We start from the raw sequence: 16,436 nt of genomic DNA on the forward strand, positions 1-16,436 counted from the left end.
GCCTTCCCGGACCTCCTCGATCTCAGGTTTACGCAACCGGCTTGCGCTTTTTGCACTATTCTTGCGGGTATGACGCGACGGCTTGCGCAGGTGGCGCAGAAGGTGGGAGTCAGCGAGGCCACGGTCAGCCGGGTGCTCAACGGAAAGCCCGGCGTCTCCGACGCCACCCGGAAGGCTGTCCTCTCCGCGCTCGACGTCCTCGGATACGAGCGCCCCACCCAGCTGCGCGGTGAGCGGGCCCGGTTGGTCGGCCTGGTCCTGCCCGAGCTGCAGAACCCGATCTTCCCCGCCTTCGCCGAGGTCGTCGGCGGTGCGCTGGCCCAGCAGGGCCTGACCCCTGTGCTGTGCACCCAGACCATGGGCGGCGTCTCCGAGGCCGACTACGTCGAACTGCTCCTTCAGCAGCAGGTGTCGGGCGTGGTCTTCGCCGGTGGGCTCTACCAGCAGGACGACGCCCCGCACGATCACTACGGACTGCTCGCGGACCGCAGGATCCCGGTCGTTCTCATCAACGCGGCCACAGCTCACCTCGGGTTCCCCGGGGTCTCCTGCGACGACTCCGTCGCCATGGAACACGCCTGGCGCCATCTCGTCTCGCTCGGCCACGAGCGCATCGGCCTGGTGCTCGGCCCCTCCGGTCACGTCCCCTCGCAGCGCAAACTGGCCACCGCCCACGCGATCGCCGAGGCGGCGGGCGCCACCGTGCCGGACGAGTGGGTGGCCAGGACCATGTTCTCGCTGGAGGGCGGGCAGGCCGCCGCCACGCGCCTGCTCGACCGGGGAGTCACCGGCATCATCTGCGCAGGCGACCCGCTCGCGCTCGGATCGGTGCGCGCCGCGCGCCGCCGCGGCCTCTCGGTCCCCGCCGATGTCTCGGTCGTCGGCTACGACGACTCGGCCTTCATGAACTGCACCGATCCTCCGCTGACCACCGTCCGGCAGCCGATCGAAGCCATGGGGCGCGCCGCCGTCGAACTGCTCTGCGCGCAGATCGGGGGCCGCGCGGTGCCCTCCGACGAACTGCTCTTCGAGCCGGAACTGGTCGTGCGTGGCTCCACCGCGCGGCCGCCGCGCACAGTCTCCCGCTGACTGTCGTAATTTTGCGCTGTGCGGACTGCCTATTGCGGCGGTTCGCCCGTGGCGGTCGGTAGCGGCTGAGGGGGGCAGGGGCCTCCGTACTGGCCGGTGGGACGCATGCGCAGCGGTCGTTCCCCGTACTCCTCCAAGGCGTGGGCGATCCAGCCGGCCGTGCGCGACACCGCGAACACCGTCTCGCCCGCCTCCGCGGCCATGCCGGAGGAGACCGAGAGCACGGCGAGCGCCAGATCGACATTGGCGTGCAGGGGTGCGTGGCGGGCGGTCGTGGTGACCACGTCGCGCGCCGCGGCAAGCGCCGGAGCCGCCTGCGGGACGTCCGCGAGGAGGGCGAACAGGGTCCGCGCCCGCGGGTCCTCCGCGCCGTAGAGGCGATGGCCGAGCCCCGGCACCCGGCGTCCGGTACGGAGATGGTCCGCGACCACCGGGACCGCGCTGCCCCGCTCCAGGACCTCGGTCAGCATTCGGTGCGCCAGGCCGCTCGCCGCCCCGTGCAAGGGGCCCTCAAGCACTCCGAGGCCCGCGGAGACCACCGCGTACGGATGGGCGTGGGCGGACGCGGCGACCCTGGCGGCCAGCGTCGATGCCGCGAGATCGTGGTCGATCAGCAGGGCGAGGGCGGTGTCCAGCGTGGCGATCGAAGGCTCGTCGGCCGGTCGGGCGGTGAGTTTCGGCCACAGGCGCCGGGCCAGCCCGGCCGCCCCTGCTTCGGCCCCACTCCCGGCTGCCTCCCCTTCGGCCGCGTCGCCCGCCGGCGATACGTCCGCTGCCAGGGGCAGCGCTTCGACCAGGGTCGGGATCAGACTCCGCGCACTGGCGAGCACCGCCTCCCGCGAGAGGTCGAAGCGGAGCGGATCGGCGGCCGCCGCGGCGATCACGGCCACCCGCAGCCGGTCCGTCGAACCGCTGTGCGCGGGCAGCGCGTGGACCGCGCGGCGTGCCGCGGCCAGCGCCTCGTCAGGTGCGGTGAAGCGGATGCCGGGCCGCAGATCGCCGGTCCAGAGCCATTCGGCGACCTCCTCGTAGGCGTACCGCCCGGCCAACTCGGTCGCGTCGACGCCACGGAAGTAGTAGCGGTCGCTCTCGATCAGCGTGATGCCGGTACGGAAGACCAGGTCGCCGGTGGCGGGGGAGGGGTCCCGGCGGCCCGTGCGCCGGGCCAGCGCATCGACCTCCGCCGCGTCGAACGTGCTGCCGCGCCCGCCGGGAGCGCGCCTGCTGCTCAGCTGCCCCCGGCTGACGTACGCGTACACCGTCTCCGGCTTCACGCCGAGACGCGTGGCCGTCTCCCGGGTGCTGAGCCGGCGCGAGTCGGTCGCGTCGCGGTCGTCACCGGATGCTGCTTGATCCTTCATGCCGCCAACCGTATCCATATTGATTCAATCAACATTGACAGAACTGAAGTCAACCATAGATGGTCGAATCAATATTGATGAGACCCGTCGAGAGGGTCACCGAGGAAAGAGATGCCGACCATGACCAGCGGAACCCGAACCCCGCTCGACGTACCCCGAGGACTCGCGGGTGTCGTCGTCACCGACACGGCCCTCGGCGATGTCCGCGGACGCGAGGGCTTCTACCACTACCGGCAGTACTCGGCGATCGACCTCGCGCAGAGCCGCAGCTTCGAAGACGTCTGGTACCTGATGTTCGAGGGCGCGCTGCCCGATGCCGCGGCCCGTGCCGAATTCGCCGCCCGCACCGCCGCGCTGCGCCATCTGCCCGCCGAGGTCCGTGCGGCCCTGCCCGCCATAGCCCGCGCCGGAGCGGCCTCGGGGCCCCTGGCCGGTCTGCGCACCGCCCTCTCGCTCCTCGGAGCCTCGGCCGGATTCCAGCCGGTGTACGACATCGACGCCGACCGGCGCCGGAGCGACGCCCTGGCCGCCTGCGCCGCCGTCCCCACCGTGCTCACCGCCCTGCACCGGCTCGGCCAGGGTCTCGAACCGGTCGAGCCGCGCGACGATCTGCCCCACGCGGCCAACTACCTGTACATGCTCACCGGGTCCGTACCGGATGCCGCACGGGTCAGGGCCGTGGAGCAGTACCTGATCTCCACCATCGACCACGGCTTCAACGCCTCGACCTTCACCGGCCGGGTCGTCGCCTCCACCGGAGCCGATGTGGCGGCCTGTCTGGTGGCGGCCGTCGGCGCGCTCTCCGGACCGCTGCACGGCGGAGCGCCCAGCCGCGCCCTCGACACGCTGGATGCCATCGGCACCCCCGACCGCATCGACGGCTGGATCCGCGAGCAGGTGCTCGCGGGCGGGCGGATCATGGGCTTCGGCCACCCCGTCTACCGCACCGAGGACCCCCGCTCACGCATGCTGCGGGGCATCGCCCAGGGCTTCGGCGGCCCGCTCGTCGACTTCGCCGTCCAGGTCGAGCGGCAGGTCGAGGCGATCCTCGCCGAGCTCAAGCCCGGCCGTGAGCTGCACACCAACGTCGAGTTCTACGCCGGAGTCGTCATGGAGCTGTGCGGGCTGCCGCGCGAGATGTTCACGCCGACGTTCTGCGCGGCGCGGGTGGTCGGCTGGAGCGCCAATATCCTGGAGCAGGCGGCGGACTCGAAGATCATCCGCCCGGCGGCCCGCTATGTCGGTACGCCCCCGCCGCAGCCGGTCCCGGCGCCCTGACGTCTCCGAGGAAGGTCTCCGTTGAGCCCGTCGTCCCCGCCCCGCAAGCAGCAGATCCCGGTCATCGTCCTTGCGGGGTTCCTGGGATCCGGCAAGACGACGCTGCTCAACCACCTGCTCCGCAACCGAGCGGGAAACCGGATCGGCGTGATCGTCAATGATTTCGGTTCCATCGAGATCGATGCCATGACGGTCTCGGGACAGGTCGGCTCGACGGTCTCGCTGGGCAACGGATGCCTGTGCTGCGCGGTCGACGCGAGCGAGCTCGACACCTTCCTGGAGACGCTGACCCGGCCCGCCGCCCGCCTCGATGTGATCGTCATCGAGGCCAGCGGGCTGGCGGAGCCACAAGAGCTGGTGCGCATGCTCCTGGCCAGCGACAACCCGCACATCGTGTACGGGGGCCTGGTGGAGGTCGTGGACGCCGCCGAGTTCGACGCCACCCGGGAGCGTCATCCGGAGATCGAACGCCATCTCGCCGTCGCCGATCTTGTCGTGCTGAACAAGACCGACCGGGTCGGGAGCGAGGAACAGGCCCGTATCAGGGACGCCGTCGCCGCTACGGGCGCCCCGGCCGGCGGCGAGGCGGAGCGCGGCAGCGCGACCGCCGTCATCTGTGCCTCATACGGACGCGTCGACCCCGAGCTGCTCTTCGACCCGGCGCTGCGGCCGGACGGCGAGGAGAAGGCCCGCCAGCTCACCTTCGAGGACCTGCTCCTGGCGGAACGGGCCGAGGAAGAGGCCGGCGCCGGGCACGAGCACCATCTGCATGCCGCGTACGAGAGCGTCTCCTTCACCTCGGACGTACCGATGAACCCCCGCCGCCTGATGGAGTTCCTCGACTCCAGGCCGCACGGCCTCTACCGGATCAAGGGGTTCGTCGACTTCGGTGTGGGCGACCGCGACAACACGTACGTCCTGCACGCGGTCGGCAGGTTCCTGAGATTCGCCCCGCGGCCGTGGGCACGCGACGAACCGCACCTCACCCAGCTGGTGCTGATCGGCTCGGGCATCGACCCGGACCGGCTGCACAAGGAGCTGGCCGACTGCCGCGAGAGCGCCGCCCCGGCACCGGGCACGACGCAGGACGCCGCACATGAGCGAAGCATGTGGGGCGTCCTGCGGTACGTACAAGGGCCCGACGGCGACGCGTAGCGGCAGCTCCTCCGCCCCTGCGGTCGGCTGCCCGCGCCATGTCCTAGACGGGGCCGGCCACCACCGCGACCGGCTTGACCAGCGGTGTCCCCGAACCGTCACGCCGCGGGTCCGGCTCCGGCAGCTCGGTCGGCGTGCCGTTCTTCTGCGCGGCCCGGGCGGGCGTCGCGCCCGCCCAGCCGAACACCAGGACGTCCTCGCCCTTGAGGAACCGCTGGCAGCGCACCCCACCAGTGGCCCGGCCCTTGCGCGGATACTGATCGAACGGGGTGAGCTTGGACGTCAGCACCGAGTCGTCCAGCGTGCCGTGCGAGCCCGCCACCGTGAACACCACCGCGTCCACCGCCGGATCCACCGCGGTGAACGAGATCACCTCGGCGTCCGCCGCGAGCTTGACGCCTGTCATGCCGCCCGCGGGCCTTCCCTGCGGCCGTACCTGCGCCGCCGGGTAGCGCAGCAGCTGCGCGTCGGACGTGATGAAGACCAGGTCCTCCTCGCCCGTGCGCAGTTCGGCCGCGCCGACGATCCGGTCACCGTCCTTGAGGGTGATGACCTCCAGCTCGTCCTTGTTGGACGGATAGTCCGGCACCACCCGCTTGACGACCCCCTGCAAGGTGCCGATCGCCAGACCGGGAGAGGCCTCGTCGAGCGTGGAGAGGCAGATGACCTCCTCGTCGCTCTCCAGCGTGAGGAACTCCGAAACCGTCGCCCCGCCCGACAGACTGGGCGCCGCGTGAGTGTCCGGCAGCTGCGGCAGATCGATCACCGCGAGCCGCAGCAACCGCCCCGTCGACGTCACCACGCCCACATCGCCCCGGGCCGTCGCCGGCACGGCCGACACGATCACATCGTGCTTGGCACGCTTGGCGTCCTCGGCGAAGACGATCGGATCGTCATGGGCGGTACGGGCCAGCAGGCCGGTCGACGACAGCAGCACCCGGCACGGGTCGTCCGCGACCTCCAGCGGCACCGAGGCGACCTGCGAGCCGGCCGACTCCAGCAGCACGGTTCGCCGGTCGGTGCCGAACTTCTTGGCGACCGCCGCCAGTTCGGAGGAGACGAGCTTGCGCAGCTCGGTGTCGGAATCGAGGATGGCGGTCAGCTCGTCGATCTCGGCGTTGAGCCGGTCCCGCTCGCTCTCCAGCTCGATCCGGTCGAAACGGGTCAGCCGGCGCAGCGGGGTGTCCAGGATGTACTGCGTCTGGGTCTCGCTCAGCGAGAAGTGCTCGATGAGCCGCTCCTTCGCCTGCGCCGAATTGTCGCTGGACCGGATGAGCCGGATGACCTCGTCGATGTCGATCAGCGCGATGAGGAGTCCCTCGACCAGGTGCAGCCGGTCGCGGCGCTTGGTCCGGCGGAACTCACTGCGCCGGCGCACCACCTCGAAGCGGTGGTCGAGATAGACCTCCAGGAGCTCCTTGAGGCCCAGGGTGAGCGGCTGGCCGTCGACCAGCGCCACATTGTTGATGCCGAAGGACTCCTCCATCGGCGTCAGCTTGTACAGCTGCTCCAGCACGGCCTCCGGCACGAAGCCGTTCTTGATCTCGATGACCAGACTCAGCCCGTGCGCGCGGTCGGTGAGGTCCTTGACGTCCGCGATGCCCTGGAGCTTCTTCGCCGAGACCAGGTCCTTGATCTTGGCGATCACCTTCTCCGGGCCGACGCTGAAGGGCAGTTCGGTGACGACCAGGCCCTTGCGGCGCGCCGTGACGTTCTCCACGGCGACGGTGGCGCGGATCTTGAACGTGCCGCGGCCGGCCGCGTAGGCGTCCTTGATGCCGCCGAGGCCCACGATCCGGCCACCGGTCGGCAGGTCGGGACCGGGGACGAACCGCATCAGGGTCTCCAGGTCCGCGCCCGGATGCTTGATGAGATGGCGGGCGGCGGCGATGACCTCGCCCAGGTTGTGCGGCGGCATGTTGGTCGCCATGCCGACCGCGATCCCGGTCGTGCCGTTGACCAGGAGGTTCGGATAGGCGGCCGGGAGGACGACCGGCTCCTGCTCCTGGCCGTCGTAATTCGACTGGAAAGCGACGGTGTCCTCGTCGATCGACTCCGTCATCAGCGACGTCGCGTCGGCCATCCGGCACTCGGTGTACCGCATGGCGGCCGGCGGGTCGTCGTTGCCGAGCGAGCCGAAGTTCCCGTGCCCGTCGACGAGGGGGAGCCGCATGGAGAACGGCTGCGCCATCCGCACCAGCGCGTCGTAGATCGACGCGTCACCGTGCGGGTGCAGCTTGCCCATGACCTCGCCGATCACGCGGGCGCACTTCACATAGCCGCGCTCCGGGCGCAGGCCCATCTCGTTCATCTGGTACACGATGCGGCGGTGCACCGGCTTCATGCCGTCGCGGGCGTCCGGCAGGGCCCGTGAGTAGATCACCGAGTACGCGTACTCGAGGTAGGAGCCCTGCATTTCGTCGACGACGTCGATGTCGAGGATCTTCTCCTCGAAATCGTCCGGCGGCGGCGGGGTCTTCGTGCTGCGGCGGGCCATCGCTGCTGCGACTCCTTCACGGATTCTGACGGATTCTGTCCGGGCAACCTCAGGTTCTGACGCGGACCATTGTGGACCGCCGCACTGACATCGCCGACCTCGACCCGTCCCAAGAGGCGTTCGCGACCCCTGCCGAGAGGGGTCTGGCGGCCGTCCTGCGGGGGACGCGCCCCTCTTTCACGCGAACTTCCGCGGTATGGGAACTTCGCCAGGTGCCTGTGCGCTTGCTTACAGTGGCAGGTCTCGCAGGAAATCCATTATCGCGATCGAAGGGACGTACATGCCCATGGGTCACACGGCCACAGCCCAGGCCGGCTCCGGCGGCTTGACAGCGACCGAGCACCGTCTGGCCAACGGCCTGCGCGTGGTGCTCTCCGAGGACCATCTGACCCCGGTCGCCGCGGTCTGCCTCTGGTACGACGTCGGTTCGCGCCACGAGGTCAAGGGACGCACCGGTCTGGCTCACCTCTTCGAGCACCTGATGTTCCAGGGCTCCGGCCAGGTGAAGGGGAACGGACACTTCGAGCTGGTGCAGGGAGCCGGCGGTTCGCTCAACGGGACCACCAGCTTCGAGCGCACCAACTACTTCGAGACGATGCCCACGCACCAGCTGGAGCTGGCCCTCTGGCTCGAGGCCGACCGGATGGGCTCACTGCTCGCCGCGCTCGACGAGGAGTCCATGGAGAACCAGCGCGACGTCGTCAAGAACGAGCGGCGGCAGCGATACGACAACGTCCCCTACGGCACGGCGTTCGAAAAGCTGACGGCTCTGGCCTACCCCGAGGGCCACCCCTACCACCACACGCCGATCGGCTCGATGGCGGACCTGGACGCCGCGACCCTCGAGGACGCGCGCACCTTCTTCCGTACGTACTACGCGCCCAACAACGCGGTGCTCTCGGTCGTCGGCGACATCGACCCCGAGCAGACGCTCGCCTGGATCGAGAAGTACTTCGGCTCCATCCCGTCCCACGACGGCAAGCAGCCGCCGCGCGACGGCACGCTCCCCGAGACCATCGGCGAGCAGCTGCGCGAGGAAGTGCATGAGGAGGTCCCGGCGCGGGCGTTGATGGCCGCCTACCGGCTGCCGCACGACGGCACCCGTGAGTGCGACGCGGCAGACCTCGCGCTGACCGTGCTCGGCGGCGGCGAGTCGTCGCGGCTGCACAACCGCCTGGTCCGCCGTGACCGTACGGCCGTGGCGGCCGGGTTCGGGCTGCTGCGGCTGGCCGGTGCGCCCTCCCTCGGCTGGCTGGACGTCAAGACGTCCGGCGGCGTCGAGGTGCCTCAGATCGAGGCCGCGGTCGACGAGGAGCTCGCCCGGTTCGCCGCCGAGGGCCCCACGCCCGAGGAAATGGAACGTGCGCAGGCCCAGTTGGAACGCGAGTGGCTGGACCGGCTCGGTACGGTCGCGGGCCGCGCCGACGAACTCTGCCGGTTCGCCGTGCTGTTCGGCGATCCGCAGCTCGCCCTGACCGCCGTGCAGCGGGTGCTCGCCGTCACCGCGGAAGAGGTTCAGGCGGTCGCCAAGTCCCAGCTGCGCCCCGACAACCGGGCCGTGCTGGTCTACGAGCCGGTCGAGCCCGCGGAATCGGCGGACACCGACGAGACCGACGCCGACGACACCGACACGCACGAAGGAGCGGACAAGTGACCGACGCTGCCGCGACTGGAGTATCGATGCAGTTCCACCCGCAGCCTGCCCCCGGCGTCGCCCGCCCCTGGGCCTTCCCCGCGCCGGAGCGCGGTGCTCTGCCCAACGGCCTCACGGTGCTGCGCTGCCACCGCCCGGGCCAGCAGGTCGTGGCGGTGGAGATCTTCCTCGACGCCCCGCTGGACGCGGAGCCCGAGGGCCTCGACGGTGTGGCCACGATCATGTCGCGGGCGCTCTCCGAGGGCACCGACAAGCACACCGCCGAGGAGTTCGCCGCCGAGCTGGAGCGCTGCGGCGCCACCCTCGACGCGCACGCGGACCACCCCGGCATCCGGGTTTCCCTGGAGGTCCCGGCCTCCCGGCTGGCCAAGGCGCTCGCGCTGGTGGCCGAGGCGCTGCGGGCGCCCGCCTTCGCCGACAGCGAGGTCGAGCGGCTCGTGCGCAACCGGCTCGACGAGATCCCGCACGAGCAGGCCAACCCGGCCCGCCGCGCCGCCAAACAGCTCTCCAAGGAGCTCTTCCCGGCCTCGGCGCGGATGTCGCGCCCGCGCCAGGGCACCGAGGAGACGGTCGAGCGGATCGACTCGGCCGCCGTGCGTGCCTTCTTCGACGCCCATGTCAGGCCGTCCACGGCGACCGTCGTGGTCGTCGGCGACCTCACCGGCATCGACCTGGACACCTTGCTGGCCGACACCCTCGGCGACTGGTCGGGCGACACCGCCGAGCCCCGTCCCGCCCCGCCGATCACCGCGGACGACACCGGCCGGGTGGTGATCGTCGACCGTCCGGGCGCGGTGCAGACGCAACTGCTGATCGGCCGGATCGGCGCCGACCGGCACGACAGCGTGTGGCCGGCCCAGGTGCTCGGCACGTACTGCCTGGGCGGCACGCTCACGTCCCGGCTGGACCGGGTGCTGCGCGAGGAGAAGGGCTACACCTACGGCGTGCGGGCCTTCGCCCAGGTGCTGCGGTCGTCGGCCCCGGACTCCGCCTCGGGGCCGACCGGTGCCGCGATGCTGGCCATCAGCGGATCGGTGGACACGGAGTCCACGGGACCGGCGCTGAAGGACCTGTGGACGGTACTGCGGACCCTGGCGGCCGAAGGGCTGACCGATGAGGAGCGCGAGACGGCCGTGCAGAACCTCGTGGGTGTCGCACCGCTGAAGTTCGAGACGGCGGCCTCCGTCGCAGGCACCCTCGCCGACCAGGTCGAGCAGCACCTCCCGGACGACTACCAGGCGCATCTGTACGCCCGGCTCGCGGAGACGGGCACGGTCGAGGCGACCGCGGCAGTGGTCAGCGCCTTCCCGGGCGACCGGCTGGTCACGGTCCTCGTCGGTGACGCGGCGCAGATCGAGGAGCCGGTCCGGGCACTGGGCATCGGAGAAGTGTCGGTGGTCGCCGGCTGACCGGGCCGGCCCGTTGCGCGTGGCGGTCCGCCGGTGGCGGTCCGCCCGTGCCGCCTCACCGGTCGGACGCCCCGTCCGGCGGAGGACGGACCGGGCGGACCGAGTGTCGGCTGCACCGGTCGGCTCACCAGTCGGCCCACCATCCGGTGTCATGTGTCCACATACCGGGACAAGAGGAAGACTCCTGTGAGCGAGATCTCGCCAGGGTCTTCCTTTTTGTCCGTTCTGGTGGGGAGGTTGCCTGTCTGTCCTGTGGGATGCGCTACAAAACGGCCTGTCCGTTTGGTGAATGAAAGTGACCCCGCTTAGCGTCGGCTGGGCTGTCCGTCACTCGTATGCCGCATCCGCGACGTACCGGGCAGCCATCGCCGAGTCCCCGTCAGGCGCGAGCCTGGGGAGCCGGGGACCCACGCAGTCCCTGGGGTGAATCGGATGTCTGGGCCTCGGTGAGGCCGGGGCGTCCGTAGGAGACCTTCCTGCTCCGAACCCGTCAGCTAACCCGGTAGGCGAGAAGGAAGGAAAGGACCAGCCACTTCATGGCGTTCACCCGTGCCACCGGGAAGCATCGTGCCCCGAGCCGACTGACGCGCAGGAGCGCGAAGATCGCCGGCGTCGCGGCCCTGGCCACCACCGGCGTCGTCGGCGGCATGGCCTCGCCGGCCCTCGCCGCGGACGCGTCCGTCAGTGAGACCGGTCTGAACCAGGTCATCGCCATCGACAGCGCCCTCGCCGGCCAGATCGGCGCCCAGGCCGACGCGCAGCGCCGCCAGGCCGATGCCGCGGCAAAGGCGAAGGCGGAGGCTCAGCGCAAGGCAGAGGCCCAGAAGCGGGCCGAAGCCAAGAAGAAGGCGGAAGCGAAGGCCGAGGCCGACGCGAAGCGCGCGGCCGAAGCGCGCGCCGAGAAGGCGCGCGCCGCCCGGTCCGCCGAGCGCACCCGCCTGGGGGCCTTCCAGCTCCCGGTCGCCGGTTCGTACGTCACCACCGGCTACAAGTCCAGCGGCTCGCTCTGGTCGTCCGGCAGCCACTCGGGCATAGACTTCCACGCCGCGTCCGGCAGCTCCGTCGTCGCCGTCGGTGCCGGTACGGTCGTCGAGGCCGGCTGGGGCGGCGCGTACGGCAACAACATCGTGCTCCGGATGACGGACGGCACGTACACGCAGTACGGCCACCTCTCCTCGATCGGCGTCTCCGTCGGCCAGAGTGTCGGCGCGGGACAGCGGATCGGCCTCTCCGGTTCGACCGGCAACTCCACCGGCCCGCACCTCCACTTCGAGGCCCGGACCACGCCTTCGTACGGCTCCGACATGAACCCCGTCGCATACCTGCGCGCTCATGGCGTCAACGTCTGACCGACGCCCCCGCAGCACCCCTTCGAAGGCCCCGGCGATACGCCGGGGCCTTCGCCGTGCCCGCGGTGCCGCGCCGTGCCCGCCGTGCTCGACCCGCCGTGCCCGGCTCCCGCGCCCGCCCGTGGTTCCTGCCCGTCGAGCCCCCCGTGGCCAAAAGATATTCATGAATTTCCGCCCGGCATCGGAAATGCGGCCGCATTGGAATAGAGTCGCGGAACAGGCGTCGGCCGGCCGCGTTCCGCGGGGATCGAGGCGGAGGTTCGGACATGCACATTCCCGCGCATTCGGTATGCACGGCAATCCGTGACGACATCGTCTCCGGTGTCTTCGAACGCGGCAGCCGGCTCACCGAGGAGTTGCTGGCGCGCCGTTACGGGGTCTCCCGTGTGCCGGTACGGGAGGCGCTGCGCACGCTGGAGTCCGAGGGGTTCGTGGTCACCCGGCGGCATGCGGGCGCCTGTGTCGCCGAGCCGACCGAGCAGGAGGCGGCCGACCTGCTGGAGGTCCGGATGCTGCTGGAGCCGCTGGGTGCCGCGCGCGCCGCGCACCGCCGTACCGAGGCACATCTCAAGGTGCTGCGCGGCCTGGTCAGGCTCGGCCAGGAGCGGGTCAGGCGGGGCGAGGGGGAGGATCTGCGCTCGCTGGGCGGCTGGTTCCACGAGACGTTGGCGCAGGCCTCCGGCAGCCCCGGCCTGATCGCGCTGCTCACCCAGCTCCGGCACAAGATCGCCTGGATGTACGCGGTCGAGCAGCCGGCCCGCCCGGCGGACTGCTGGGCCGAACGCGGAGCCATCGTGGACGCGGTGGCGCGCGGCGACGCGGAACGGGCCAGGGCGATGGCCGCCCAGCACGCCGAACGGGCCGCGGCCGCGCACCGGCTGCGCCGCACCGACCGGCCGGAACGCGGACCCGCGGCATCTCGCACCGACCGGCCGGAACGTGGACCCGCCGCCTCCCGCACCGGCCCGGTGAGGGCTTCGCAACATCCCGTAAACACCACAGGCGTCCGGCATTAACAATTACGCCGTATAAAAAGAGCCGCCATTCCGTGAGGCTTTCTTCGGGCTGTCCGAATTACCTTCGCGCGGGAATACATTTGCTCGTCCCGGACCGGGAATGCGAAAGAGCCGCGGACCCGGTCAAGGGTGTCGCGGCTCTTTGAGGAGAGGGCGGGAAACGGGTCAGACCGTCTCCGGCAGCTCATCGAGCCCTTCGGCGACCAGCTTCGCCAGGCGGTCCAGGGCGGCTTCGGAATCGTCGGCCTCGGATGCGAGCACGATCTCCTCGCCGCCGTGCGCGCCGAGACCGAGCACCGCGAGCATGGAGGCGGCGTTCACCGGGTTGCCGTCGGCCTTGGCGATCGTCACGGGGACGCCGGAAGCCGTGGCGGCACGGACGAAGATGGAAGCGGGGCGGGCGTGCAGGCCCTCGGCCCAACCGACGTTGACGCGGCGCTCAGCCATGGTTCTGCCCTTCACGAATCAATAGTTGTCTAGACCAGTCTCTCACGCAGTGCGCGATGCTCCGGCCGACCCGCGGCAGGCGTACAGCCCGTGCCGCACCGCCGCTCGGCCCCCTCAGACTGCCCCGGCCCCAGGGCCTACGCGACTGCTGACGGAGTCGTAGTCTTTGCGCATGCAGCCCTCGCCGGAGCAGAGTCCGCATCACGCGTACCCCGACCACTGGGAAGCAGACGTGGTGCTCCGTGACGGAGGAACCGCGCGGATCCGGCCCATCACCACGAACGACGCCCAACGGCTGGTCAGCTTCTACGAGCAGGTCTCCGACGAGTCGAAGTACTACCGCTTCTTCGCTCCGTACCCCCGTCTGTCCGACAAGGACGTGCACCGCTTCACCCATCACGACTACGTCGACCGGGTGGGGCTCGCGGTCACGGTCGGCGGCGAGTTCATCGCGACCGTCCGCTACGACCGGATCGACGAGCGGGGCAGGCCCGCCTCCGCGCCCGCCGACGAGGCCGAGGTCGCCTTCCTCGTCCAGGACGCGCACCAGGGCCGGGGCGTGGCCTCGGCGCTCCTCGAACACATCGCGGCCGTCGCCCGGGAGCGCGGCATCCGCCGCTTCGCGGCCGAGGTGCTGCCCGCCAACAACAAGATGATCAAGGTGTTCCGGGACGCCGGGTACACCCAGCAGCGCAGCTTCGAGGACGGCTCCGTCCACCTCACCCTGGACCTCGAACCCACCGCGGAGTCCCTCGCCGTCCAGCGCGGCCGAGAGCAGCGGGCCGAGGCGCGCTCCGTACAACGGCTGCTCGCCCCCGGCTCCGTCGCCGTCATCGGTACCGGCCGCACACCCGGCGGGGTCGGCCGCACGGTCCTGCGCAATCTCCTCGGGGCCGGTTTCACCGGTCGTGCGTACGCCGTGAACCGCGCCTTCGCCGCCGACCAGGGCACGATCGACGGGGTCCCGGCCCACCGTTCGATCGGCGAGATCGACGAACCGGTCGACCTCGCGGTCGTCGCCGTTCCGGCCGACCGGGTTCCCGAGGCCGTCGCCGACTGCGGCGAGCACGGTGTCCAGGGGCTGGTCGTGCTCTCCGCCGGGTATGCCGAATGGGGGGCCGAGGGCAGGGAACGGCAGCGGGAGCTGGTCCGCCAGGCCCGCTCGTACGGGATGCGGATCATCGGACCGAACGCCTTCGGCGTCATCAACAACGCCGAGGCCGTCCGGCTGAACGCCTCCCTCGCCCCCGAGCCGCCCGCTCCCGGACGCATCGGCCTCTTCACCCAGTCCGGAGCGATCGGCATCGCGCTGCTCTCCGGGCTCTACCGGCGCGGCGCCGGGCTCTCCACCTTCATCTCCGCGGGCAACCGCGCCGACATCTCGGGCAACGACTTCCTGCAGTACTGGTACGAGGACCCGGACACGGACGTCGCCCTGCTGTACCTCGAATCGCTCGGCAACCCCCGCAAGTTCACCCGCCTCGCACGGCGCACCGCGGCGGTGAAGCCCGTGGTCGTGGTGAAGGGCGCCCGGCACAGCGGCTCCACCCCGCCCGGCCACGCGGTGCCGGTCAGCCGTATCCCGGACGCGACGGTCTCCGCGCTCATGCGGCAGGCGGGCGTGATCCGGGTCGACACGGTGACGGAGATGGTCGACGCGGGCCTGCTCCTCGCCGACCAGCCGCTCCCGGCGGGCCCGCGGGTCGCGATCCTCGGCAACTCCGAGTCGCTCGGTCTGCTCACGTACGACGCCTGCCTGGCCGAGGGGCTGCGCCCGCGCCCGCCCCTCGACCTCACCACCGCCGCGACCCCGCAGGACTTCCGGGACGCCCTGGCCGAGGCCCTCGCCGACGACGGCTGCGACTCGGTGGTCGTGACGGCCATCCCGTGGGTGGGTGAGGACGGCCAGGCCGAACCGGGCGACGGAGAGGTACTGGCGACCGCCCTGCACGCGGCCGCGGCGGCCGGCCCCGCCAAGCCGGTGGCCGTCGTCCACGTGGAGATCGGCGGCCTGGCGGAGGCGCTCGCCGTGGCCACCAGCACGGTCGCGCAGCAGCGCCCCTCGACGCAGCCCTCCTCGGCCGCGCCCCCCTCGCGCGCCGGAGCCGAAGCCCGGACCGGCCCCGCCCCGGCGCACACCACTTCGGCCGCCGACCCCGGCACGGCCACCGCCGCCACCGGCGCGGAAGGCAAGGCAGGCGCGGAAGGCAAGGCAGGCACCGACGTCCGGGAAGGCGCAGGATCCGGCCCCGGTTCCGGCCCCCGCACCCGTGCCGGCCGGATCCCCGCCTACCCCGCCGCCGAGCGGGCCGTGCGCGCCCTGGCCGAAGCGGTGAGGTACGCGCAGTGGCGACGGCAGGCGGCCGTGCCCGGCAAGGTGCCCGAGTTCCTCGACGACACCATCGACGAACAGGGCGCCGCCGGCCTGATCGATGCCCTGCTCGGCCCGGACCCCGATCCGCGGGGCAGGCCGCTCGCGCACGAGGAGGCGGGCGAACTCCTGGGCCGCTACGGCATCACCGTACGGCCGACCCTGCCGGCCCCCGACCCGGAAGCCGCCGTCGCCGCGGCGGCGCGGCTCGGCTATCCCGTGGCGCTCAAGACCACCGCGCCCCACCTCCGCCACCGCGCCGATCTCGGCGGTGTCCGGCTGGACCTCGCCAACGAGAGCGCGCTGCGCCGGGCGTACGGGGAACTGACCGCTCTGCTCGGCAAGCCCACCGAACTCCGACCGGTCGTCCAGGCCATGGCGCCGCGCGGTGTCGACACCGTCGTGCGGGCCACGATCGATCCGGCGGCGGGCGCCGTCCTCTCCTTCGGGCTCGCGGGCGCGCCCTCCGAACTCCTCGGCGACACCGCCCACCGTCTCGTTCCGGCCACCGACCGTGACGCCGCCGAGCTGATCCGGTCCATCCGGGCGGCCCCGGTGCTGTTCGGCTGGCGGGGCGCGGCGCCCGTGGACACCGCGGCCCTCGAAGAGCTGCTGCTGCGGGTGTCCCGGCTGGTCGACGACCATCCCGAGATCGTCTCCATCGCCCTGGAACCGGTCGTGGTCTCCCCCCAGGGGCTGACCGTTCTCGGCGCGAGCGTCCGCCTCTCGCCGCCCCCGGCCCGTACCGACCTCGGTCCCCGTCGCCTCCCCAACTACTGACCGGCCACGCGCCGACCAGCATCGCTCCGT

At 71.5% G+C, this 16,436-nt stretch carries 11 protein-coding genes and 1 riboswitch; of the genes, 8 read left to right on the forward strand and 3 right to left on the reverse strand.

Annotated elements, in window-relative coordinates:
* Positions 1–69 precede the first annotated feature (69 nt).
* Positions 70–1,089, forward strand: coding sequence for a LacI family DNA-binding transcriptional regulator (locus ACIOMQ_RS29640; RefSeq protein WP_401263539.1), 1,020 nt, complete (start codon positions 70–72; stop codon positions 1,087–1,089).
* Positions 1,090–1,118: 29 nt separating this feature from the next.
* Here the strand turns inward: ACIOMQ_RS29640 and ACIOMQ_RS29645 are convergent, their stop codons facing one another.
* On the reverse strand, positions 1,119–2,450 hold the full coding sequence (locus ACIOMQ_RS29645; protein WP_402191099.1) for a citrate/2-methylcitrate synthase: 1,332 nt from the start codon (positions 2,448–2,450) through the stop codon (positions 1,119–1,121).
* 111 nt (positions 2,451–2,561) lie between these two features.
* On the opposite strand from ACIOMQ_RS29645, the gene ACIOMQ_RS29650 reads away from it, so the two are divergent.
* A complete protein-coding gene (locus tag ACIOMQ_RS29650) occupies positions 2,562–3,728 on the forward strand; it encodes a citrate synthase/methylcitrate synthase (protein ID WP_401936059.1) in 1,167 nt (388 codons plus the stop codon).
* A gap of 21 nt (positions 3,729–3,749) precedes the next feature.
* On the forward strand, positions 3,750–4,883 hold the full coding sequence (locus ACIOMQ_RS29655) for a CobW family GTP-binding protein (RefSeq protein ID WP_402191101.1): 1,134 nt from the start codon (positions 3,750–3,752) through the stop codon (positions 4,881–4,883).
* 43 nt (positions 4,884–4,926) lie between these two features.
* Here ACIOMQ_RS29655 and ACIOMQ_RS29660 read toward each other — a convergent pair whose 3' ends face one another.
* On the reverse strand, positions 4,927–7,380 hold the full coding sequence (locus ACIOMQ_RS29660) for a DNA topoisomerase (ATP-hydrolyzing) subunit A (protein WP_402191103.1): 2,454 nt from the start codon (positions 7,378–7,380) through the stop codon (positions 4,927–4,929).
* Between the two features lie 280 nt (positions 7,381–7,660).
* On the opposite strand from ACIOMQ_RS29660, the gene ACIOMQ_RS29665 reads away from it, so the two are divergent.
* The 4 genes from ACIOMQ_RS29665 to ACIOMQ_RS29680 all read left to right on the forward strand — a co-directional run bounded on the left by ACIOMQ_RS29665 (position 7,661) and on the right by ACIOMQ_RS29680 (position 12,808).
* A complete protein-coding gene (locus tag ACIOMQ_RS29665; protein WP_362203587.1) occupies positions 7,661–9,034 on the forward strand; it encodes a pitrilysin family protein in 1,374 nt (457 codons plus the stop codon).
* Positions 9,035–9,060: 26 nt separating this feature from the next.
* The gene (locus ACIOMQ_RS29670) at positions 9,061–10,443 is read left to right on the forward strand and encodes a pitrilysin family protein (protein WP_362203728.1); all 1,383 of its coding nucleotides are present in this window, start codon (positions 9,061–9,063) and stop codon (positions 10,441–10,443) included.
* A gap of 356 nt (positions 10,444–10,799) precedes the next feature.
* A riboswitch (cyclic di-AMP (ydaO/yuaA leader) is annotated at positions 10,800–10,966 on the forward strand.
* Positions 10,967–10,979: 13 nt separating this feature from the next.
* Entirely contained in the window at positions 10,980–11,792 is an 813-nt protein-coding gene (locus tag ACIOMQ_RS29675; protein WP_402191105.1) for a M23 family metallopeptidase, read from the forward strand.
* Positions 11,793–12,058: 266 nt separating this feature from the next.
* Complete coding sequence (locus ACIOMQ_RS29680) at positions 12,059–12,808, forward strand: GntR family transcriptional regulator (RefSeq protein ID WP_362203594.1); 750 nt, start codon at positions 12,059–12,061, stop codon at positions 12,806–12,808.
* A gap of 165 nt (positions 12,809–12,973) precedes the next feature.
* Here ACIOMQ_RS29680 and ACIOMQ_RS29685 read toward each other — a convergent pair whose 3' ends face one another.
* Entirely contained in the window at positions 12,974–13,255 is a 282-nt protein-coding gene (locus tag ACIOMQ_RS29685; protein WP_266749172.1) for an HPr family phosphocarrier protein, read from the reverse strand.
* A 172-nt stretch (positions 13,256–13,427) separates the two neighbouring features.
* Here ACIOMQ_RS29685 and ACIOMQ_RS29690 point away from each other — a divergent pair, with 172 nt between their 5' ends.
* Positions 13,428–16,406 (forward strand): GNAT family N-acetyltransferase, encoded by a 2,979-nt coding sequence (locus tag ACIOMQ_RS29690; protein ID WP_362203598.1) that lies wholly within the window; start codon positions 13,428–13,430, stop codon positions 16,404–16,406.
* Positions 16,407–16,436: the final 30 nt, after the last annotated feature.

Origin of the sequence: Streptomyces sp. NPDC087845, assembly GCF_044742755.1 — a bacterium.
Lineage (GTDB): Bacteria > Actinomycetota > Actinomycetes > Streptomycetales > Streptomycetaceae > Streptomyces.